Source organism: Paucibacter sp. JuS9, assembly GCF_044043925.2.
In the GTDB taxonomy this organism is placed as follows: domain Bacteria; phylum Pseudomonadota; class Gammaproteobacteria; order Burkholderiales; family Burkholderiaceae_C; genus JAUASW01.
This window is the reverse complement of record NZ_CP194172.1, coordinates 1585107-1602819: the sequence shown is the minus strand read 5'-3', so window position 1 is coordinate 1602819 and position 17713 is coordinate 1585107. Positions and strand designations below refer to the sequence as shown.

Below are 17713 nucleotides of genomic sequence, written 5' to 3'. Positions count from 1 at the left end.
CGGTTCGCACTGTGGCGGGGCGGCTTGCCTTATGCTGGGCCGCCTCGACTCATCAGCAGCGCAACCAAGTGAGCCACCCCGCTTTCATCCATCCGAGTTCAGATGTGCAGAGCCAGGAAATCGGCGAAGGCACGACGATCTGGCAGTTCTGTGTCGTGCTGGCCGGTGCGCGTGTCGGCAGCGGCTGCAATATCAATGCGCAGTGCTTCATCGAGAACGATGTCGTCGTGGGCAACGAGGTGACCGTCAAATGCGGCGTGCAGCTGTGGGACGGCATCACGCTCGAAGACAAGGTCTTCATTGGACCCAACGTCACGTTTGCCAACGACAAGTACCCACGCTCCAAGCAATACCCCGAGGCCTTCCAGCGCACCGTGGTCAGGCGCGGCGCCTCGATTGGCGCGAATGCCACCATCCTCGGCGGCATCACCATCGGCGAGGGCGCGATGATCGGCGCCGGCAGCGTGGTGACCCGCGACGTGCCGGCCGGCGAGCTGTGGGTCGGCAACCCGGCTCGTTCGCGCGGCCCGGCCTGAGCAAAACAATCGCACCCATTGCCAAGGCCGGCCCGCGGCCTGGCTGCGCACTGCGCACGGCTGGAAGGCCGTGCACGACAACAGCAGCTGATTGATCGACCGATCGCCGCCCCAGCGAGCGTCAGACGCTGGCGCGCACCGCCTTGATGACGCGTTCGATCTGCAGCTCGCTCATGCCGGGCCACAAGGGCAGGCTCAAGACCTCGCGGTGCATGGTCTCGGAGACCGGGAAGTCGCCCTCGGCAAAGCCCAGCTCCGCATAGGCTGGCTGGCGGTGTGGCGGCACCGGATAGTGGATCAGCGTGCCTATGCCCTGCTCCGCCAGGCGGCGCTGCAGGCCGTCGCGGTCGGCATGACGGACCACGAACAGATGCCAGGCCGGCTCGGCCCAGTGCGGCACATGAGGCAGCTGCAGGTCGCAGCCGGCCAGGCCCTCGAGCAGGCGCGCGGCAATGGCGCGGCGCTCATGCGTTGCAGCTTCGAGCAGCGGCAACTTGGCGGCCAGCACCGCGGCCTGAATCTCGTCCAGCCGCGAGTTGATGCCCTTGACCTCGTTGTGATACTTCTGCTGCGAGCCATAGTTGCGCAGCACTTTGACGCGCTGCATCAAGTCGGCATCGCGGCAGGTCACGCCGCCGCCGTCGCCAAAGGCACCAAGGTTCTTGCCCGGATAGAAACTCCAGGCCGACATGTCCGCCAGGCCACCCACCGGCCTCACCTTGTAGCGCGCTGCATGGGCTTGCGCGCAATCGTCCAGCACCTTCAGATGATGGCGGCGCGCGATGTCCATGATCGCGTCCATGTCGGCCGGCTGCCCATACAGATGCACCGGCAGGATCACCCGGGTAGCAGGCGTGATCGCCGCTTCGATGCGGGCCGGGTCGATGTTGAAAGTGCGCGCATCAGGTTCCACCGGCACCGGCTTCGCGCCGCACTGGCTGACTGCCAGCCAGGTGGCGATATAGGTGTTGGAGGGCACGATGACTTCATCGCCCTCGCGCACGCCGAGTGCCTTCAGGCTCAGGAAGAGCGCATCCAGGCCATTGGCCACGCCCGCGCAATGCGCGGTGCCGCAGCTGCGCGCCCAGGCCTCCTCGAAGGCATGCAGCTCCTTGCCGAGCAGAAACCAGCCACTGCCCGCCACGCGCAAGAGCGCTGCATCGATGGCGGGCTGAGCCACTCGATAGGCCGGCTGCAGGTCCAGGAAAGGAACCGCTTCAGTGCCCATTGCCCGCCCCTCGCACCGCCGCCAGGAACTCGTCGTAGTTGCGGATGTAGTCGTCTGCCGCGTAGCAATCGGAGGCCAGCACCAGCAGCACGGCGTCGCTTGAGAACTGGTACTGGATGCCCCAGACCATGGGCGGTATGTGCAGGCCGAGCTGAGCGCTGTCGAGCAAGAGCTCGTCGCGCCGTTCGCCGTCGTCCACCACGATGCCCACGCTCCCCTTCACGCAGACCAGGAACTGGTGGCAGGCCTTGTGCGCATGCTCGCCGCGCACTTCCTTGGTCGGCACGTCGTAGACCATGAAGAATCGTTGCGGGGTGAACGGCAGGTGGGCACCGATCTCGCCAAAGCTCAGGGCGCCACGCAGGTCCACGATCTTGGGCAGCTTGTGCAGGGCCGCGCCACGCGCTTGCAGCTGGGGCAGCGCAGCGTCGCTGCTCAGGCTGCCCGCCATGGCCAGGTGCGGCGTGTCGCGATAGCCGGTGATGTGCGCGGGGTTGCCGGTGACGATGGCGTTCGATGGCACATCACGCGTGACCACCGCGCCGTCCATCACCAGGGCGCCGGGGCCGATGGTGATGCCGGGGCGGATCGTGGCGTTCGAGCCAATGCTTGCACCAGCGCGCACCAGCGTGCGCAGTGGCGCCTCGGGCTTGTGCTTGCTGCGCGGTGCCGGGTCGTTGGAGAAGGTGACGTTGGGGCCGATGAAGACATCGTCTTCCAGTGTCACGCCGTCCCACAGTTGCACGCCGCACTTCACCGTCACGCGGTTGCCGACGACGACATCGTTCTCGATGAAGACGTGGTCGCAGATATTGGCTTCGGCACCGATGCGCGCGCCCGGGAGCACGTGGCTGAAGGCCCAGATGCGGCTGCCCTCGCCGACCTGGGTCGATTCCAGCAGTGCCTGCGGGTGAACGAAGTACTTGGTCGTGCTCATGGAATGGATGATCGCAGTCTCAGGCAGGCTGGCCGGCAAACCTTCGGGTCGCCGCTTCGAAAAGCCGGCTCCAGCTTTCATGACCGCCGCGCCAATCGTCGCCAGCGTCGGTCTTGAAGATCAAAGTATCGGCCACGGCGCCGCTGGCCGGAACAAGCGTCGAGGCGAGCGCGAATTTCAGGGTCGGATTGATCGGCAGGAACAAGCTGCGCATCTTGTTGACGTTCGCTATCGCCTCGTCCAGCGTCGCCACCTCGTCGGCACGAACCAGCAGCAGGTTCTCACTGCTGCGGATGAACTCCAGCGTCTTGCGGCGCAGGTAGGCGAACTTGGCCCTTGCGATGGGCAGATGGGCAGGCACCTGTTCGGCGAGGATGCGGTGCGACTGCTCGCCGCCCACCACCGGCACCGAGGGGAATTCATGCATGAACATCAGCCCGGTGTCGAGGTCGCGCAGGCAGCAGTCGTCCTTGATCAGCTCCCAGCGGCCGTCGCGCAGCAGGTCTTCATCGCGGCCCAGCATCACCGCCAAGGCGTCGATGGGCGTCATCAGCCAATCGAAGAAGAATGCTTCGCCCTGGCCGCTGTGGCGGCGGATCTGCCAGGCCACCTTGCAGTCGTAGCCAAGACTCAGCAGTTGCATGGGCGCTTCTCCCGCGAATTCGAGATGCGGCGAGTGTCCCGCAGCCAAGGCCAGGCGGTCCAGCAAAGACGGCGAGAAACCACGGTCAGATCGGCCCTCTCACCGGGAACTGCAAAATGCGCGGGAAATCCTGCACCACTCCACCCGCCAGAGGACGCGCAGATGCGCTCCAATCTGCACTGGATTCCAGACCGAGGCCAGCACCATCCCATGAAGAAAGCATTCATCACCGGCGTGACCGGCCAGGACGGTTCCTACCTTGCCGAGCTGTTGCTCGCCAAGGGCTATGAGGTTCATGCCATCCTGCGACGCAGCTCGGTCTTCACGACCCACCGGGTCGACAGCTTCATCGATCATGAGCGCTTCAAGACCTACCACGGTGATCTGACCGACTCCAGCAACCTGCACACGCTGCTCTCCAGGATCGAACCTGACGAGATCTACAACCTCGGCGCCCAGTCACACGTGGCCGTTTCCTTCGAGGTGCCCGAGTACACGGCCGAGGTCGATGCGCTGGGCACGATCCGGCTGCTCAACGCGATCAAGGACCTGGGCATCAAGCCGCGCTTCTACCAGGCCTCCACGTCCGAGCTTTTCGGCGGCCTGCCGGAGACAGCGCCGCAGAGCGAATCAACGCCCTTCTATCCCAAGTCGCCCTATGGCGCAGCCAAGCTCTACGCCTACTGGGTGACGGTGAACTACCGCGAGTCCTACGGGCTGCACGGTAGCAACGGCATCCTCTTCAACCACGAGTCGCCGCGCCGCGGCCAGACCTTCGTGACCAAGAAGATCACCCAGGCCGTGGCCAGGATCCAGCAAGGCCGCCAGGAGCTGCTCACGCTGGGCAACATGGATGCCAAGCGCGACTGGGGCTATGCCAAGGACTACGTCGAAGCCATGTGGCTGATGATGCAGCAGGAGCAGCCCGACGACTACGTGATCGCCACCGGCGAAACCTGGACCGTGCGCCAGTTTGTCGACATGTCCTTCGACGAGATCGGCGTTCAGCTGGACTGGGTCGGTACCGGTGTTGACGAGAAGGGCATCGACCGCGCCACTGGCAAGGTGCGCGTGGCCATCGACCCGCGCTACTTCCGCCCCGCCGAGGTGGACCTGCTCTGGGGCAATCCGGCCAAGGCGCGCGAGAAGCTAGGCTGGGTGGCCAGGACGCCGGTGCGCGAACTGGTTCGCAAGATGGTGCAGTACGACCTGCACAACGACCAGTACGGCGGGCCTGAGCTGTGATCCTGGTCACCGGCGCCACCGGCTTCCTGGGCAAGCGCGTCTGCAGGCAGCTGGCCGCGCAGGGCCGCGAGTTCATGCGCACCTCGCAGTCGCTCGGGCTGGACCTGCGCGATGCGGCCGCCACGCTCGCGTTCTTCGAGACCCACCGACCCACGGAGGTCATCAACTGCGCCGCCTACGTGGGCGGCATCCAGTTCGGCACCAAGCACCCGGCCGAGCTGTTCCACAACAACCTCTTGATGACCTTGAGCCTCTTGGCAGCGGCCAAGGCCACCGGCGTTGCCCGCATCGTCAACCCGATCAGCAACTGCGCCTATCCGGCTGCCGCCACGCTGTTCAAGGAAGAGGAGTTCTGGGACGGGCCGCTGCATGACTCGGTGATGGTCTATGGCTTCGTGCGCAAGGCTTCATGGGTGGGCGCCTGGGCCTACCAGCAGCAGTACGGCCTCGACGTCATCAACCTGATCCTTTCGAACATGTACGGTCCCGAGGACCATTTCGAGGAAGAGCGTTCGCATGCGATGGGCGCCCTGATCATGAAGATCGTCAAGGCCAAACGCGAGCGCGCGCCACAGGTCGTGGTCTGGGGCTCTGGCCGGCCGGTGCGCGAATGGCTGCATGTGGACGATGGCGCCGAGGCGCTGATCCGCGGCCTCGACGCCGCCGCCACCAACCAGCCGGTCAACGTCGGCGTGGCCCAGGGTATCTCCATCATCGAGATGGCCGAGCTGATCAAGCGCGTGGTGGGCTACCAGGGCGAGCTGGTGCTCGACACCAGCAAGCCTGACGGCGCGCCCTACAAGACGGTTGACGGCAGCAAGGGCGCCGCACTGCTGCAATGGACGCCTGCACGCGACTTTGAGCAAGGCGTGCGCGACACTGTCGACTGGTACATCGAACACGGAAGCTGACAATGGCCGTCAATGAAATCAAGGAAGGCGAGCTGGTCCTCGCCCGCCACATTCCCGCCGAAGATGCCTGGGGCGGCGGCCTCAAGTTCTTCTCGCCCGACGGCGACTACCAGCAGGTCGGCACCTGGGGCTACGACCAGGGCAAGCAGTTGCTGGCCCACAGCCACAACGAGGTGACGCGCGCCGTGCTGTGGACGCAGGAAGTGCTCTACATCCGCCAGGGCCGCGTGAAGGCCGAGGTCTTTGATACCAAGGACCAGAAGGTGGCCGAGCTGGAAGCCGGCGCCGGCGACATCCTCGTGCTGCTGCGCGGCGGCCACGGCTACCAGATCCTCGAAGACGGCACGCAGGTGCTGGAGATCAAGAACGGCCCCTACGTCGGCGCAGATGCCGACCGCCGACGTCTTCAACCGTGAGCGCCGGTTCGCGGCAATCGGGCCGAGCGCAGGGCCGCTCCCAAGCCGGCCCGCGATGGCGACTTGCTTGCCGGCAAATCCGGCATGCGTCGCCGTCCCCTCGGGGGACCGGACAAGGTACTCCTTGGACGAGGGGCGAATGAGACTGCACCTCGGCTGCGGGCCGCGGGTGATCCCGGGCTTCGTCCACGTTGACCTGGCCGAATATCCGCACATCGATCACAAGGCGAGCATCAGCCCTCTGCCCTTCCTGGCGGACGACTCGGTCGAGATGGTCTATTGCAGCCATGCCTTCGAATACCTCGACCTTATCGAGGCTCGCCAGGCCCTGGTCGAGTGGCGGCGGGTGCTGCGGCCGGATGGTCTCTTGCGACTGGCGGTACCCGACGTGGCAGCGCTGATGAAGGTCTATCAGCAGACCGGCGAGTTGCAACGCATCCTAGGCCCGCTCTACGGAAGACTCGAGATTGCCACCGAGGCCGGCCCGGCCACGCTGTTCCACAAGACTGCCTATGACGAGGCGACCTTGAGCCAGTTGCTGCACGCGGCCGGCTTTGTCGCCATTCGCCATTGGGACTGGCGCCAGACCGAACATGCCCAGATAGACGACTACTCCCAGGCCTATTTTCCGCACATGGACAAGGCGCACGGCCTGCTACTCTCGCTCAATCTCCAAGCCCGAAAGCCCTGAAAGCCATGTCTGCCGAAGAATTCATCCCACAGATGCGCCCGCTGTTCGGCGAGGAAGAGAAGGCCGAGCTGGCCGACTACCTGACCGAAGACGGCTTCTTCACCGAGTTCAAGCGGACCGAACTGTTTGAGCAGCAGATCGCGCACTACACCGGAGCACGCCACTGCATCGTGGTCAACAACGGCACGGTCTCGCTGACGCTGGCAGCGATCGCACTGGGCGTCGGTCCTGGCGATGAGGTGATCGTTCCGAACTACACGATGATCGCGTCGCCCAATTCGGTGAAGATGCTCGGCGCCGTGCCGGTCTTCGTCGACGTCGAACCCGAGACGCTGGTGATGGACATCGAGAAGGCCCGCGCCGCGATCACGCCGAAGACCAAGGCGCTGATGCTGGTGTCGGCCAATGGCCGCGCGCCCCAGGTCGGCATCGCCGCTTTCCAGCAGCTCTGCAGCGAGCGCGGCATTGCGCTCATCGAAGACTCGGCCCAGTCACTCGGCTCCTTCTACGCACCCGATCAGCACGTGGGCCGGGCCGGCGCCATCGGCAGCTTCTCGTTCTCCGCGCCCAAGATCATCTCGACCGGCCAGGGCGGCGCCCTGATCACCGACGACGACTCACTGGCCGACAAGCTGCGCCGCCTGAAGGACTTCGGCCGTCGCTCGGGCGGCACCGACATCCACGACTCGGTGGGCTACAACTTCAAGTTCACCGAACTGCAGGCCTGCGTCGGCATTGCGCAGATGAAGAAGCTGCCGGAGCGCGTGGTGCGCAAGAAGGTGATCTGGCAGCGCTACGCCGAGGGCCTGGCCGGCATTCCGGAATTCAAGCTCTTCGAGCATGACCTGAAGCTGTGCACGCCCTGGTTCATCGACTCCCTGGCCCAGCGCCGCGACGAGCTGGCCGCCCACCTCAAGGCTGCAGGCATCGGCACCCGCACCATGTACCCGCCGATCAACCAGCAAAAGGCCTACGACCAGGCGGGCAGCTATCCGGTGTCGGAGCTGGTCGGCCGCGACGGCCTGTGGCTGCCGAGCATGATCCAGCTGACCGACGCGCAGATCAAGCGCATCTGCGTAGAGATCCGCCGCTTCTACGGTCGCTGAACTCGCGGATCAGGCCGTCTCAAGCATCCACGGAAAGCCCTGCGGATAGCGCGCGCGCATCGCGGCGTTCTCGCGCTGCAGGAGCTCCAGCACGCGCGCTTGCAGTTCGGGGCGGGTGCGGTAGTTGACCGTGTACTGGCCCGAACTGCCGAAATTCGGGAACGCTGCCGCCAACTGGGTGTAGAACACCCGGTCCTGCCCCCAGCCCCCATGGAAATGGCTGGCGATGCGATGGGCCGTGTCGACCTTCAGGCAATAGCAGTTGGTGTCGACCAGCTTGTGCGGGCCGGTCTCGCCCCACGGGCCGACGCTTTGTGATTCATCGTCGATCAGGTACTCACCCTCCTCGCTGACCACGCGGCGCAACGCGAACCCCCATTGCCAGCCATGAGCCTCGATGGCGGCGACCAGCGAAGCAATGTGGCCAGGCTCGAACCAGTTGTCCTGGTCCAGGAAGGAGATGCAGTCGGTGTTCACCAGGTGCGACCAGGCGGCATACACCCGGTGACCGTAGAAGCCGTTGCGGCCCACATTGTTGGGCAGCGTGGTGACGCGCACGCCCGAGAGATCCATGCCCGCCGAGGAGGCCTCAAAGGCGGCCACGAATTCAGGGCCGTCGATCACCACATGCAGCTCGATCGCCCCATGGGTCTGGGCTCGCACCGATTCGATGGCCTTGCGCACCAGCGGCGCACCCGTGGTGGGAATGACGATGGCGACGCTCTGCATGGCGAAATTCTCGGTCTGGAGGATGAGGCAATGATACGAAGCTTGGCGGCCCGCCCATCCTGACATCTGCGGGTCGTGGGCAGCTCAGTTCTGCTGTCCGAGCCGGGCAAGTCGGGGCAATTCGGGGGCAAATCTGAGCATCGGTCGCAGGCTGGCAGCGCTAGCATCCCGGCATGCCTGCGACTCCCTGCTTCTCCGTCCTGATGCCCACCCATCTGCGCCCGGCGCTGCTGCGCCGGTCTCTCGCTTCGTTGCGGGCGCAGACCGAGCAGGACTTCGAGATCATCGTTGTTGCCGATGCCTGGGATCCCGAGAGCGCTGCCGTGGCCGCGGAGCTGCTTCGGCCGCAGGACACTTTCATCAAGCGCACGGGCAAGAACGGCCCGGCCACCAGCCGCAATGTGGCGATGGCCCAGGCGCGTGGCGAATGGATCGTCTTCCTGGACGACGACGACAGCTTCGAGCCGGAGCATCTCGCCACCCTGCGCAAGGCAATTTCAGCCTCCAGCTCACCGGTGCTGTTCACCGATTGCGCCGTCGTCACCGAAGACCGCACCCAGGAAGGCATGCCGCCGCTGTCGCGCCAGCAGCTCGACTTCAGCCGCCAGGACGTGAACCAGCTCTGGGTCAAGAACTTCATTCCCAACCATGCGCTGGCCTATCGCCGCTCGCTCCTGGAAGGCATCACCTTCGACGCCCACATGGCCTCGCTGGAAGACTGGGAGTTCCTGGTTGCGGTCTGCAGCCGCGCCCTGCCCCAGCATTTCGCGAGCACCGGCGTGGTGATGCACAAGGACTATGTGAACCCCGGCACCCGCCGCGGCACGCAGGAGACCTCGTCCAACAACGTGGTCATCCTCGACTTCCTCTACACCTACCGCCGCTGGCCCGCGCCGACGCCGGAGCTCAAGGCCCAGCGCCAGGCCCTCCTGGCCGGCGTGGGCCTGAGCCTGCCGCTCGAGTGGTTCTGACCGATGCGGCACTTTGATGCCGAGGCGACGCGGGCCGCCCTTCCTTTCACGGCGCTGATCGAAGCCTTGCGGCAGATGTTCATCGAGGGCTGCGAAGTGCCGCAGCGGCATCAGCACCAGCTCGGGCAAGACCTGACGCTCCTGATCATGCCGGCCTGGCAGCTCGGCGCCCTGCTGGGCATCAAGACGGTCAGCATTGCGCCTGGCAACGCTGTACGTGGCCTGCCCGGCCTGTTCTCGAGCTACACGCTGTTCGATGCCAGCACCGGCCAGCCGCTGGCCATGATGGACGGCAACGAGATCACCTCGCGCCGCACCGCGGCGGCTTCGGCACTGGCTGCATCCCGCCTCGCCGACCCTGCATCGCGCCATCTTCTGGTCGTCGGGAGTGGCCGGGTCGCGTCGCTGTTGCCCGAGGCCTATCGCGCGGCGCTGCCAGGCATTGGCCAGGTGTCGGTCTGGGCGCGGCGGCCGGAGGCCGCGCAGCCATTGGTCGAGCAATGGCGCGGCATCGGCATCGAGGCGAATGCGGTGCCTGAACTTGCCGATGCCTGCAGGCAGGCCGACATCGTCACTTGCGCCACCCTGGCCCGCGAGCCGCTGATCCGGGCCGAATGGCTGAAGCCCGGCAGTCATCTGGACCTGATTGGCGGCTTCACGCCGCAGATGCGCGAAGCGCATGCCAGCTGCTTCGTGAACGCGGAGCTCTGGGTCGATACCGACGAGGCGCTGCGCAAGAGCGGTGACCTCCTGCAGCCGCTGACCGAGGGGCTGATCACGCCAGCTTGCATCCGCGGCGATCTCGCCAAGCTGTGTCGGCTCGCCCCAGGTGCCGCTCATCAGCCCGGCCAACGCTCGGTCTTCAAATCCGTGGGAACGGGCCTGGAAGATCTGGCAGCCGCAAGGCTTGTCAACGCCAGCTGATCAGCGCGGCACCAATTTCAATTCCAGGTCCAGCCCGCTGATGAAGTCAGCGGTGATAGGCACTTCGATTCGACGCACCAGCACACTTCGCCACCTAGGCAACGACGAGCGGCGTCACATGGCGGGCTGGCCATCGGCGATCCGTTTGATCGTCGGCCAGATATTCCACTTGAAGAGCAGGTCATTGCGCGCCGCACGCAGCGCATCGACATTCACGGGACGGCGCAGCACATCCTCGATCATCGCCGGGGTCACGGTGGTGATGTCAAAAGGAAGGGCGACATAGGACTCGGCAGGGAAGAAGTAGTCGATATTGCTGGCGCCCCAGTAGATGGGCACGGTCCAGGAAAGCAAGGGATCGCAGATCTTCTCGCTCCAGGTATTGGGCAGGCGCACGTTTTCCAGCACCAGCGCATATTCGTGGTCGATGAATCCGCGCAGCTTGCAGTTGCCGTTGTAGTTCAACTCACCGCGGAATGTGGCCGGGTTGATGAACTTGTCGATGCCGCGCCCCCAGATATCGATATGCGGATATTCGCGGGTGAAGCGCGCCAGGAATTCCACGCGCAGCCGGTGCTCCAGCACCTGGCTGTACATGCCGCTGTTGACGCAGGAGAGGCGCTTGGTCTTGGCCTGGTAGGGCATGGCCACCAGCTCGTCGAAAGGCAGGCTGATCCACCAGGTCGGCACGTTGTGGCATTTGGTGTAGCTGCCGTCGAACAGCATGTTCGAGGGGAACTGCCGGTTCAACCAGGGCTCCTGGTGCGGCTCGCGCTCGAAATAGATGACTTTGGAGAAGTCGAGTTTCTCGAGGTCCCAGTCGCGCGGCGTGCGGTCCATCACCACGATCAGGTCGGCCTGGCGCGGATCGGCGATGCCGATCAGGTCGCCCCAGATGCCGCGGTTGCCCGGCGTCTGCATCGCATAGCGCTGCAACATGCTTTGCGGGCTTTCACCCCAGCCGCCCACAAAGGCCACCTTTTTCATCGTCGTCATGCCTTGCCTTCGAATTCCAGAATCAGCTGCAGGTCGGTGAGATCCTTGGGCTCGCGCCGCTTCCACTTCATCACCTTGACCACATTCAGGGTGCAGAACTTCAGACCGCGATGGTAGAAGTGATGCTGCGGGTTGTAGATGATCTCGTCGCGATGCACGCCGTAGTGTGCGATCTCCTTGTTGTGACAGCCCAGGCCCGGATGCGGCGTGGCCGGCGGCGGCTCGGCATGGCTGAGGAAGTCGAGATCGCGGCAGTCCCGCAGGCCGTAGGCCGCCAGCACAGCACTGGAAACCACGCACAGGTCTTCCACGTCCTGGCTCTGCATCACCCAATCCCGGTAGAGCCTGAACCAGGCGTTGAAGCGCGGTTGCGTCAAGGGCTGACCGCGGTTCATGTAGGCAACACTGTTGTCGTTGAAGACGGCGCTGCCGATCTCCCAGGTCTCGCGCCAGGTGTCGTTGATGTGGACCGAATGGTTTTCACGGCCATAGTGCGCGCGGATCAGGCGCTTGCACTCCATCAATGGCGCCAGGCCTTCGGCCTCGATCAGATAGACGCGCACGCTATCGGAATCGCCGAAACAGGCCTGCTTCTTGAAGTGCAGCCCGGCGTGGCCGTTCTCGGCGGTGCCGACCCAGGGCTCGTTCTCGTAGAGGCCCATCATGTAGTTGAACTTGCCCAGCTCGCTGAGCTGGATCGTCTTGGCATAGACGATGGTCGCGAAGCGCGCGAGCAAGGCCTCGGCAGCGGCGCAGTCGATCCGGTCTGCAGCGAACAGCGAGACGGTGTGAACCTTGCGTTTCAGGCGGATGTACTCAAGCGCCATCGCATCGCTGAAGATCGGCTGCAGGCCCGAGGGCACGATGTCGTTCTTGTCGCGGAAGAAGGTCCAGTCGCACTGCCCTCGCCCGTTGGTGACCTGGTCTGTTGTGGCTGGCATGTGGCCATAGGTGATGGCCGCTGCGACGCGATGCGCGCCGTTGTAGGGCGAACCGTTCAGCAATGGCACCGGCGGCGCATCCTCGCGCCAGCCTTCCTGCTTGACCGAGTCGAGCAGGGCATTGAAGGCATTCAAGAAGTCGTGCGGCCCGCTCTTGCGTGGCTCAGCCTCGAAGAAGCCGTTCCAGACCTTCAGGTGCTCCAGATACAGCGCCTGGTTCCAGACGCACTGCACGCCCTTGTCGCGCTGGCGCGCATACAGGGTCTTGGCATTGATGTCGAAACGCAGCGGGGTAAGGAGCTCGCGGGGGTCGGTGATGGTCATGTCTCAGCGCAAGGGCGTCATGACGCCACGGCCCAGCGACCATAGCAGCGCCACTGCCTGCTGCCCATCGTAGATCGCATTCACGTGCGCCACGCGCAGCGAGTAGTACTCGGCTTCCGATCCCATCACGTCGAACAGCGAACGGCGCCCCAGCTGCTGCCATTGCTGCAGGGTCGATGCGCGCACCCTGTCGCTGTTGCGCAGGATCTCGACGATGCGTCGCGCGCGGTCAAAGGCCGAGATGGCCGATTCGTACATGTCGGTGGCGCGGAAGATGCGCGACTCGATGGCGTCATCACGCTGCATGCGGGCAGCGGCCGCACGCTTGCGGGCCGCATCGATGCCCGCATCCGCACCGGGGCTCAGGATCGGGATGCTGACATTGACGCCGGCACTCCATTCCTGCCCCTTGCTCAAGCCCGCCAACGCCCCCGCATTGACAGTGGCGCTGACGATGGGTTTGTTGTTGGCGGCCACCAGGTCGGCGTAGCTGGACTGGGCGCGGGCCTGGGCCTCGAGCTGGATGATGTCGGCGGCGCTGCGCGCATCGCGCTGGATCTCGCCCAGCTCGGGGATGGCGGTCAGCAGGTTGGAATAGCTGGCGCTCGGCGGCAAGGGCTCGCCGACAAAGCGCTTCAGGCGGATCTCGGTCTGGCGCAGCGCCGACATGGTCTGCTCCACCGCCATCTCGGCCTGCTGCTGGCTCTTCTGCGCCTGCACCAGCTCGCTGGCGCGGCCACGGTCGGCCTTGGTGATGACCTCCAGCGCCTCGACGAGGCAGGCCATCTTGCGCACGTACTGGCCATAGACCTGGGCCTGCAAGACGTAGCGGCTGCGATCCAGCGTCAGCGACACGGTGTTCAGGGCCAGTTGCTGCTCGCTGCTGAGCATGCCCTGGCGGGCGCTCTCGGCCAGCTGATTGCGCCAGGCCATGGTCTGGGCCACTCGGCCGAAGTCGAAGATTGGCGCGGTCGCGGTTACACCGACGCGGCCCTGCAGGCCCCGGCGGTCTGCAATGCCGTTGTTGATGCTGCCCATGTGGTTGGCGGAGCTGTCGATGCTCAGGCGCGGCTTGCCCGAATCGCGCGCCTCTTCCCAATCGGCCCGGGCGGCCTGGGCCAGCAAGGTGATGGCGCCAATCGACTGGCTGCGCTGCATGGCCTTGTTGACCAGCTCGATGACCTGGGCGCGCGGGTCGACGTTGCTGGTTTCCAGCATCGAAGCATAGTGGCCACTGCGCGAGGGGCCGGCATCGTCTTCGTTGCAGCCACGCTGCGCGGCGGCCGGCGTCAGGGCCAGCAGGGGCAGGCAGGCGAGCAGGGCCAGGGGAAATCTTGACATGCCGCTACTTCATCATGGATCACCGACCGCAAAGGCCGGAACAGCGGCGCACAGCGGGCGCTTATCCCATGTGAAACAGGGCGCTTTCAGCGCTCCTTGAGTGCGTCGCGCGACTTCAGCATCGGCTGCAGCAGGAATTGCAGCACCGACCGCTGGCCGGTCTTGATCTCGACGCTGGCGGTCATGCCGGGAATCACCGGCAGGTCTTCGCCCTTGTATTTCAGGCCCTTGCGCTCGGCACTGATCAGCGCACGGTAGAAACGGCTGTCGCCACCGGCCACCTTCTCGCCATCGACGATGGCATCCGGGCTGATCTGCTCGACCTTGCCCTCCAGGCCGCCGAGATTGTTGAAGTCATAGCCGGCCAGCTTGATCACCGCCTCCTGGCCCACGTGGACGAAACCGACCTCCTTGGGCGGAATGCGCGCCTCGATCAGCAGCCGCGCGCCGAGCGGCACGATCTCCATCACCGCGGCGCCGGTGGTGACGATGCCGCCAATGGTGTTGACGCGGATGTTCTTGACCACGCCCTTGACCGGCGAGCGCAGCACGGTGCGCGTCAAGGCGTCCTTGCGCACCACCTGCTGTTCTTCCAGCATGCCCAGATCGCTCTGCAGCTTCACCAGTTCGGAGCTGGCCTCCTGGCGGAATCGCCCCAGGCGCTCGCCGCGCTGCTGGCGCAGTTCATTGACCTGACGCGTCAGCCGCATCACCTCGACGTCGCTCATCAGGCCCTTGGCCGCCATCTGCTGGGAGACACCCTGCTCTTTCACGAGCAAGGCGATGCTGCGGTCCATGGTGGCGAGCGCATCTTCCAGCAAGCGCTGGCGAGCCTGGAATGCTTGCGTTTCGGCCTGAACGAGGCTGGGCTGCTCGAGCACCTCGGGCGGGAAAACCAATCTGCCGCCGCTGGCTTCGGCCAACAGCCGCGCCTGCGTTGCCTTCATGGCCGTGCGCCGCACCAGGCCTTCGTTCTGCTGTGCCTCGAAGCGGGTCGGGTCCAGGCGGACCAGCTCCTGGCCGGCCTCGACCTCCTGGCCTTCGCGCACCAGGATCTCGCGCAGGATGCCGGCCTCCAGGCTGGCGATGACCTGCTCGCGGCCGTCGGGCACGACGCGGCCTTCATTGCGGCTGATCTGGTCCACCTGGGCGAGCGAGGCCCAGGTGATCGCCACGGCCACGACGGCAAGCAGCAGATAAAGCGCCCACATCACACGCGGCAAGGGCTCATCGACCTGGGCGGCTGCCAGGCTGCTGATGAACAGACCTTCTTCACGCGGCGCGGCCATCGCAACGATTCTCCTTAGGGTTTGCGGGCCGAGCGCCGGGCCGCTCCCAAGCCGGCCCGCCATGGGCGTGTGCTTGTCGGTCAAACCGGCAAGCATCGCCGTCCCCTCGGGGGACCGGCCAAGGTACTCCTTGGACGAGGGGCCTCATGTGGTCACACAGACGGCGAACGCTGCACTGGCTGCGCGGCCGGATGCATGTGCAAGTTGGATTGGGCCGCCTGGTCGGGCTGGCTCGGACGCACGCCCGACAGCGCAGCCAGCACCTGGTCGCGCGGACCATCGAGCACCAGCTTGCCGCTGTCCATCACGACGATGCGCGTCACCAGTTCCAGCACGGCCGGCCGATGGGTGACGACGATCAGCGTGCAGCCCTGCGTGGCATCGCGCAACTGGCGCAGGAAGGCGATTTCGCTTTGCGCGTCCATCGAGCTGGTGGGCTCATCCATCAGCAGCAGTTGCGGCTTGTTCACCAGCGCTCGGGCCAGGGCCACCATCTGGCGCTGTCCGCCGGACAGCAGGCCACCCATCTCGCCCACCGGCAGGTCCCAGCCTTGCGGATGGGCGGCAATCACGCGGTCCAGGCCAGTCAGGCGCGCCACTTCAACCAGGCGGGCCGAGTCGATCTCGCTGCGGCCCATCGACACGTTCTCGCGCAGCGTGCCGTGGAACAGGCGCGGCTCCTGCGAGACGAAGCCGATGCGGCCGCGGAATTCGGCCGGGTCGATCTGGCGCAGATCGATGCCGTCCACGTCGACCATGCCCTCGGTCGGCTGATACAGGCCGGCCAGCAGGCGCAGGACCGTGGACTTGCCACTGCCGATGCGGCCCAGCACGGCGATGCGCTCGCCGGCATCGATGCGCATGGTCACGCCCTTCAGCACCTTGGGCGAAGGCGTGCCGCCTGTGGGCGGATAGGCAAAGCCGACCTCACGCAAGCCCAGGCGGCCTGTGAAGCTGGTGAGCGGTACATAGTTCTTGTCAGACTCGCGCTCTGTGGGCCGGCTCATCATGTCGTCGATCGACTGCATGGCCGCACGCGCGGCTTGGTAGCGTGCCGCCAGGCTCACCACGCTGCCCAGCGGCGCGATGGCGCGACCGGCAAACATGATGGCGCCGATCAGGGCGCCGGCCGAAATCGTCTTGTCCTGGATCAGGTAGACGCCCCAGATCAGCATGATCAGGGTGATGGCCTGCTGCAGCGTCATGGTCAGGTTGCTGGACAGCGCATGCATGGCACGCATCTTCAGCCCCGACTCTGCTGCCACGGCATTGCTGACCTCGTAGCTGTGCTGGAAGCGCCCTTCGGCACCCGAGGTCTTCAGGTCCTCAAGCCCTTCGATGACTTCGACCAGCGAGCCCTGCAGCTCGGCCTGTTCGGCCATATTGGTACGCACGGCGCGGCGCAGGTATGCCTGCATGGCCAGCGTCAGGATGATCAGGAGCGGCACGGCCATGGCCACGACCCAGCCGAGCGGGCCGCCGATCACGAAGGTCATGCCCACGAACAGCGCGATGAAAGGGAGGTCCGAGACGACCGACATGCTGGCCGAGGTGAAGAAATCGCGCACCGTCTCGATTTGGCCGAGGTAGTGGGCATAGCTGCCGGCAGATGCAGGCTTGTGCTCCATGCGCACGCCCAGCGTCTGCTTGAACAGCTTGGAGCCGATGATCAGGTCGGCCTTGCGCCCGGCCAGGTCGATCAGGTGCGCACGCAACTGGCGGGCGAACAGGTCGAACAGCAGGGCCAGGCCAGCGCCGATGGCAAGGGTCCACAGCGTGGCCGTGGCATCGTGGTGCGGAATCACCTTGTCGTACACCACCGAGGTGACCACGCCCGAGGCCAGCATCAGGATATTGCTGAGCATGGCGGCCAGCATGGCGCCGCGGTAATACGGAATGAAGCGCTTCAGCGTGCCCCAGAGCCAGTGGCTGCCGGTATTGCGCAAGAGCAGGCTGTTGGTCGCGTTGGCCTTGGGCAGCTCCTGCGGCGTGAGCAGCATGACGAAGCCGCTGTACTCGCTCTCGAGATCGGCTGCCGTGACGCGGCAGACCTTGGGCTCGGGACCGGGGAACACGACGTCGAAGGCACCGCCCTCGCCCTTCGTCACCAGCACGCAGGCGTCGCCGCCATTGAGCAGCAGGACGGCCGGGAGCACCAGCGGGCTGATCTCGGGAATCGAACGGCGCAGCAGGCCGGCCTCATAGCCTGCCTCGCGCATCATGCGCATGGCCTGGTCGGGCGCCAGCACGCCATTGAAGGCGGCGCCGGCGCGCAAGGAGGCCGCAGAACGGGGTTTGCCGTGGTGCTGGGTCAGCCAGACCAGGGCCTGCAACAACGGGTCGCCGAGCTCAGCAGCGCCGGCATCCAGCGCTGGCGCCTGGGCGACGGGCGGCGGCGTGGAGCCATCGGCGGCCAGATAAAGGCCGCCGGCGCCCTTGCCGGGTCCGTCGAAGAAGGGGTCGTGGCGCTGCGGCACGGTACTGC

General features: G+C 65.5%; 17 protein-coding genes. 8 read left to right on the top strand and 9 right to left on the bottom strand.

All coding sequences use genetic code 11. From position 1 onward, the window contains the following. Window positions 1-68 precede the first annotated feature (68 nt). Window positions 69-536, top strand: a complete 468-nt coding sequence (locus ABT392_RS07085) for an acyltransferase (protein WP_395386195.1) — start codon at window positions 69-71, stop codon at window positions 534-536. Between the two features lie 121 nt (window positions 537-657). Here the strand turns inward: ABT392_RS07085 and ABT392_RS07080 are convergent, their stop codons facing one another. Genes ABT392_RS07080 through ABT392_RS07070 form a run of 3 tightly spaced genes read right to left on the bottom strand, consistent with a single transcriptional unit; the run spans window position 658 to window position 3344 of the window. After that, on the bottom strand, window positions 658-1764 hold the full coding sequence (locus tag ABT392_RS07080; RefSeq protein WP_334276926.1) for a DegT/DnrJ/EryC1/StrS family aminotransferase: 1107 nt from the start codon (window positions 1762-1764) through the stop codon (window positions 658-660). After that, on the bottom strand, window positions 1754-2701 hold the full coding sequence (locus ABT392_RS07075; protein ID WP_395386196.1) for a WxcM-like domain-containing protein: 948 nt from the start codon (window positions 2699-2701) through the stop codon (window positions 1754-1756). Before ABT392_RS07075 ends, ABT392_RS07080 begins: the two co-directional genes overlap by 11 nt. 19 nt (window positions 2702-2720) lie before the next feature. Continuing rightward, window positions 2721-3344 carry a hypothetical protein gene (locus tag ABT392_RS07070; protein ID WP_334276928.1) on the bottom strand — a complete coding sequence of 208 codons (624 nt, stop codon included), beginning with the start codon at window positions 3342-3344 and terminating at the stop codon, window positions 2721-2723. 210 nt (window positions 3345-3554) lie between these two features. Here ABT392_RS07070 and gmd point away from each other — a divergent pair, with 210 nt between their 5' ends. The 5 genes from gmd (at window position 3555) to ABT392_RS07045 (ending at window position 7713) form a co-directional block, all read left to right on the top strand. Further along, window positions 3555-4589, top strand: coding sequence for a GDP-mannose 4,6-dehydratase (gene gmd / locus ABT392_RS07065; RefSeq protein WP_334276930.1), 1035 nt, complete (start codon window positions 3555-3557; stop codon window positions 4587-4589). Continuing rightward, window positions 4586-5500 carry an NAD-dependent epimerase/dehydratase family protein gene (locus tag ABT392_RS07060; protein WP_334276931.1) on the top strand — a complete coding sequence of 305 codons (915 nt, stop codon included), beginning with the start codon at window positions 4586-4588 and terminating at the stop codon, window positions 5498-5500. Before gmd ends, ABT392_RS07060 begins: the two co-directional genes overlap by 4 nt. Window positions 5501-5502: 2 nt before the next feature. Beyond that, entirely contained in the window at window positions 5503-5916 is a 414-nt protein-coding gene (locus ABT392_RS07055; RefSeq protein ID WP_334276932.1) for a cupin domain-containing protein, read from the top strand. Window positions 5917-6055: 139 nt separating this feature from the next. Further along, window positions 6056-6607: a class I SAM-dependent methyltransferase gene (locus tag ABT392_RS07050; RefSeq protein WP_334276933.1), complete on the top strand. Its 552-nt coding sequence runs from the start codon at window positions 6056-6058 to the stop codon at window positions 6605-6607. A 5-nt stretch (window positions 6608-6612) separates the two neighbouring features. After that, a complete protein-coding gene (locus ABT392_RS07045; protein ID WP_334276934.1) occupies window positions 6613-7713 on the top strand; it encodes a DegT/DnrJ/EryC1/StrS family aminotransferase in 1101 nt (366 codons plus the stop codon). 9 nt (window positions 7714-7722) lie between these two features. Here ABT392_RS07045 and ABT392_RS07040 read toward each other — a convergent pair whose 3' ends face one another. Then, window positions 7723-8442, bottom strand: a complete 720-nt coding sequence (locus ABT392_RS07040) for a glycosyltransferase family 2 protein (protein WP_395386197.1) — start codon at window positions 8440-8442, stop codon at window positions 7723-7725. Window positions 8443-8615: 173 nt separating this feature from the next. On the opposite strand from ABT392_RS07040, the gene ABT392_RS07035 reads away from it, so the two are divergent. Both ABT392_RS07035 and lhpI read left to right on the top strand, forming a co-directional pair. After that, window positions 8616-9413 carry a glycosyltransferase family 2 protein gene (locus tag ABT392_RS07035; protein ID WP_395386198.1) on the top strand — a complete coding sequence of 266 codons (798 nt, stop codon included), beginning with the start codon at window positions 8616-8618 and terminating at the stop codon, window positions 9411-9413. 3 nt (window positions 9414-9416) lie between these two features. Next, a complete protein-coding gene (gene lhpI, locus ABT392_RS07030; protein WP_395386199.1) occupies window positions 9417-10337 on the top strand; it encodes a bifunctional Delta(1)-pyrroline-2-carboxylate/Delta(1)-piperideine-2-carboxylate reductase in 921 nt (306 codons plus the stop codon). A 114-nt stretch (window positions 10338-10451) separates the two neighbouring features. On the opposite strand, the gene ABT392_RS07025 is transcribed toward lhpI, so the two are convergent. From ABT392_RS07025 to ABT392_RS07005, 5 genes are all read right to left on the bottom strand, one after another. Then, on the bottom strand, window positions 10452-11333 hold the full coding sequence (locus tag ABT392_RS07025; RefSeq protein WP_395386200.1) for a glycosyltransferase family 10 domain-containing protein: 882 nt from the start codon (window positions 11331-11333) through the stop codon (window positions 10452-10454). Then, window positions 11330-12598, bottom strand: coding sequence for a hypothetical protein (locus tag ABT392_RS07020; protein WP_395386201.1), 1269 nt, complete (start codon window positions 12596-12598; stop codon window positions 11330-11332). The genes ABT392_RS07025 and ABT392_RS07020 overlap by 4 nt, the downstream gene beginning before the upstream one ends. A 3-nt stretch (window positions 12599-12601) precedes the next feature. After that, window positions 12602-13939, bottom strand: a complete 1338-nt coding sequence (locus ABT392_RS07015) for a TolC family protein (protein ID WP_334276940.1) — start codon at window positions 13937-13939, stop codon at window positions 12602-12604. 86 nt (window positions 13940-14025) lie between these two features. Further along, window positions 14026-15324: an HlyD family type I secretion periplasmic adaptor subunit gene (locus ABT392_RS07010; RefSeq protein ID WP_395386202.1), complete on the bottom strand. Its 1299-nt coding sequence runs from the start codon at window positions 15322-15324 to the stop codon at window positions 14026-14028. A 56-nt stretch (window positions 15325-15380) separates the two neighbouring features. Further along, window positions 15381-17705, bottom strand: coding sequence for a type I secretion system permease/ATPase (locus ABT392_RS07005; protein WP_334276942.1), 2325 nt, complete (start codon window positions 17703-17705; stop codon window positions 15381-15383). Between the last annotated feature and the right edge of the window lie 8 nt (window positions 17706-17713).

What these genes read in the sequence shown, in the direction of transcription:
- ABT392_RS07080 (WP_334276926.1), bottom strand. Translation starts at nt 1,764, where the DNA reads ATGGGCACTGAAGCGGTTCCTTTCCTGGACCTGCAGCCGGCCTATCGA.
- ABT392_RS07075 (WP_395386196.1), bottom strand. Translation starts at nt 2,701, where the DNA reads ATGAGCACGACCAAGTACTTCGTTCACCCGCAGGCACTGCTGGAATCG.
- ABT392_RS07070 (WP_334276928.1), bottom strand. Translation starts at nt 3,344, where the DNA reads ATGCAACTGCTGAGTCTTGGCTACGACTGCAAGGTGGCCTGGCAGATC.
- gmd (WP_334276930.1), top strand. Translation starts at nt 3,555, where the DNA reads ATGAAGAAAGCATTCATCACCGGCGTGACCGGCCAGGACGGTTCCTAC.
- ABT392_RS07055 (WP_334276932.1), top strand. Translation starts at nt 5,503, where the DNA reads ATGGCCGTCAATGAAATCAAGGAAGGCGAGCTGGTCCTCGCCCGCCAC.
- ABT392_RS07050 (WP_334276933.1), top strand. Translation starts at nt 6,056, where the DNA reads ATGAGACTGCACCTCGGCTGCGGGCCGCGGGTGATCCCGGGCTTCGTC.
- ABT392_RS07045 (WP_334276934.1), top strand. Translation starts at nt 6,613, where the DNA reads ATGTCTGCCGAAGAATTCATCCCACAGATGCGCCCGCTGTTCGGCGAG.
- ABT392_RS07040 (WP_395386197.1), bottom strand. Translation starts at nt 8,442, where the DNA reads ATGCAGAGCGTCGCCATCGTCATTCCCACCACGGGTGCGCCGCTGGTG.
- ABT392_RS07035 (WP_395386198.1), top strand. Translation starts at nt 8,616, where the DNA reads ATGCCTGCGACTCCCTGCTTCTCCGTCCTGATGCCCACCCATCTGCGC.
- lhpI (WP_395386199.1), top strand. Translation starts at nt 9,417, where the DNA reads ATGCGGCACTTTGATGCCGAGGCGACGCGGGCCGCCCTTCCTTTCACG.
- ABT392_RS07025 (WP_395386200.1), bottom strand. Translation starts at nt 11,333, where the DNA reads ATGACGACGATGAAAAAGGTGGCCTTTGTGGGCGGCTGGGGTGAAAGC.
- ABT392_RS07020 (WP_395386201.1), bottom strand. Translation starts at nt 12,598, where the DNA reads ATGACCATCACCGACCCCCGCGAGCTCCTTACCCCGCTGCGTTTCGAC.
- ABT392_RS07015 (WP_334276940.1), bottom strand. Translation starts at nt 13,939, where the DNA reads ATGTCAAGATTTCCCCTGGCCCTGCTCGCCTGCCTGCCCCTGCTGGCC.
- ABT392_RS07010 (WP_395386202.1), bottom strand. Translation starts at nt 15,324, where the DNA reads ATGCTTGCCGGTTTGACCGACAAGCACACGCCCATGGCGGGCCGGCTT.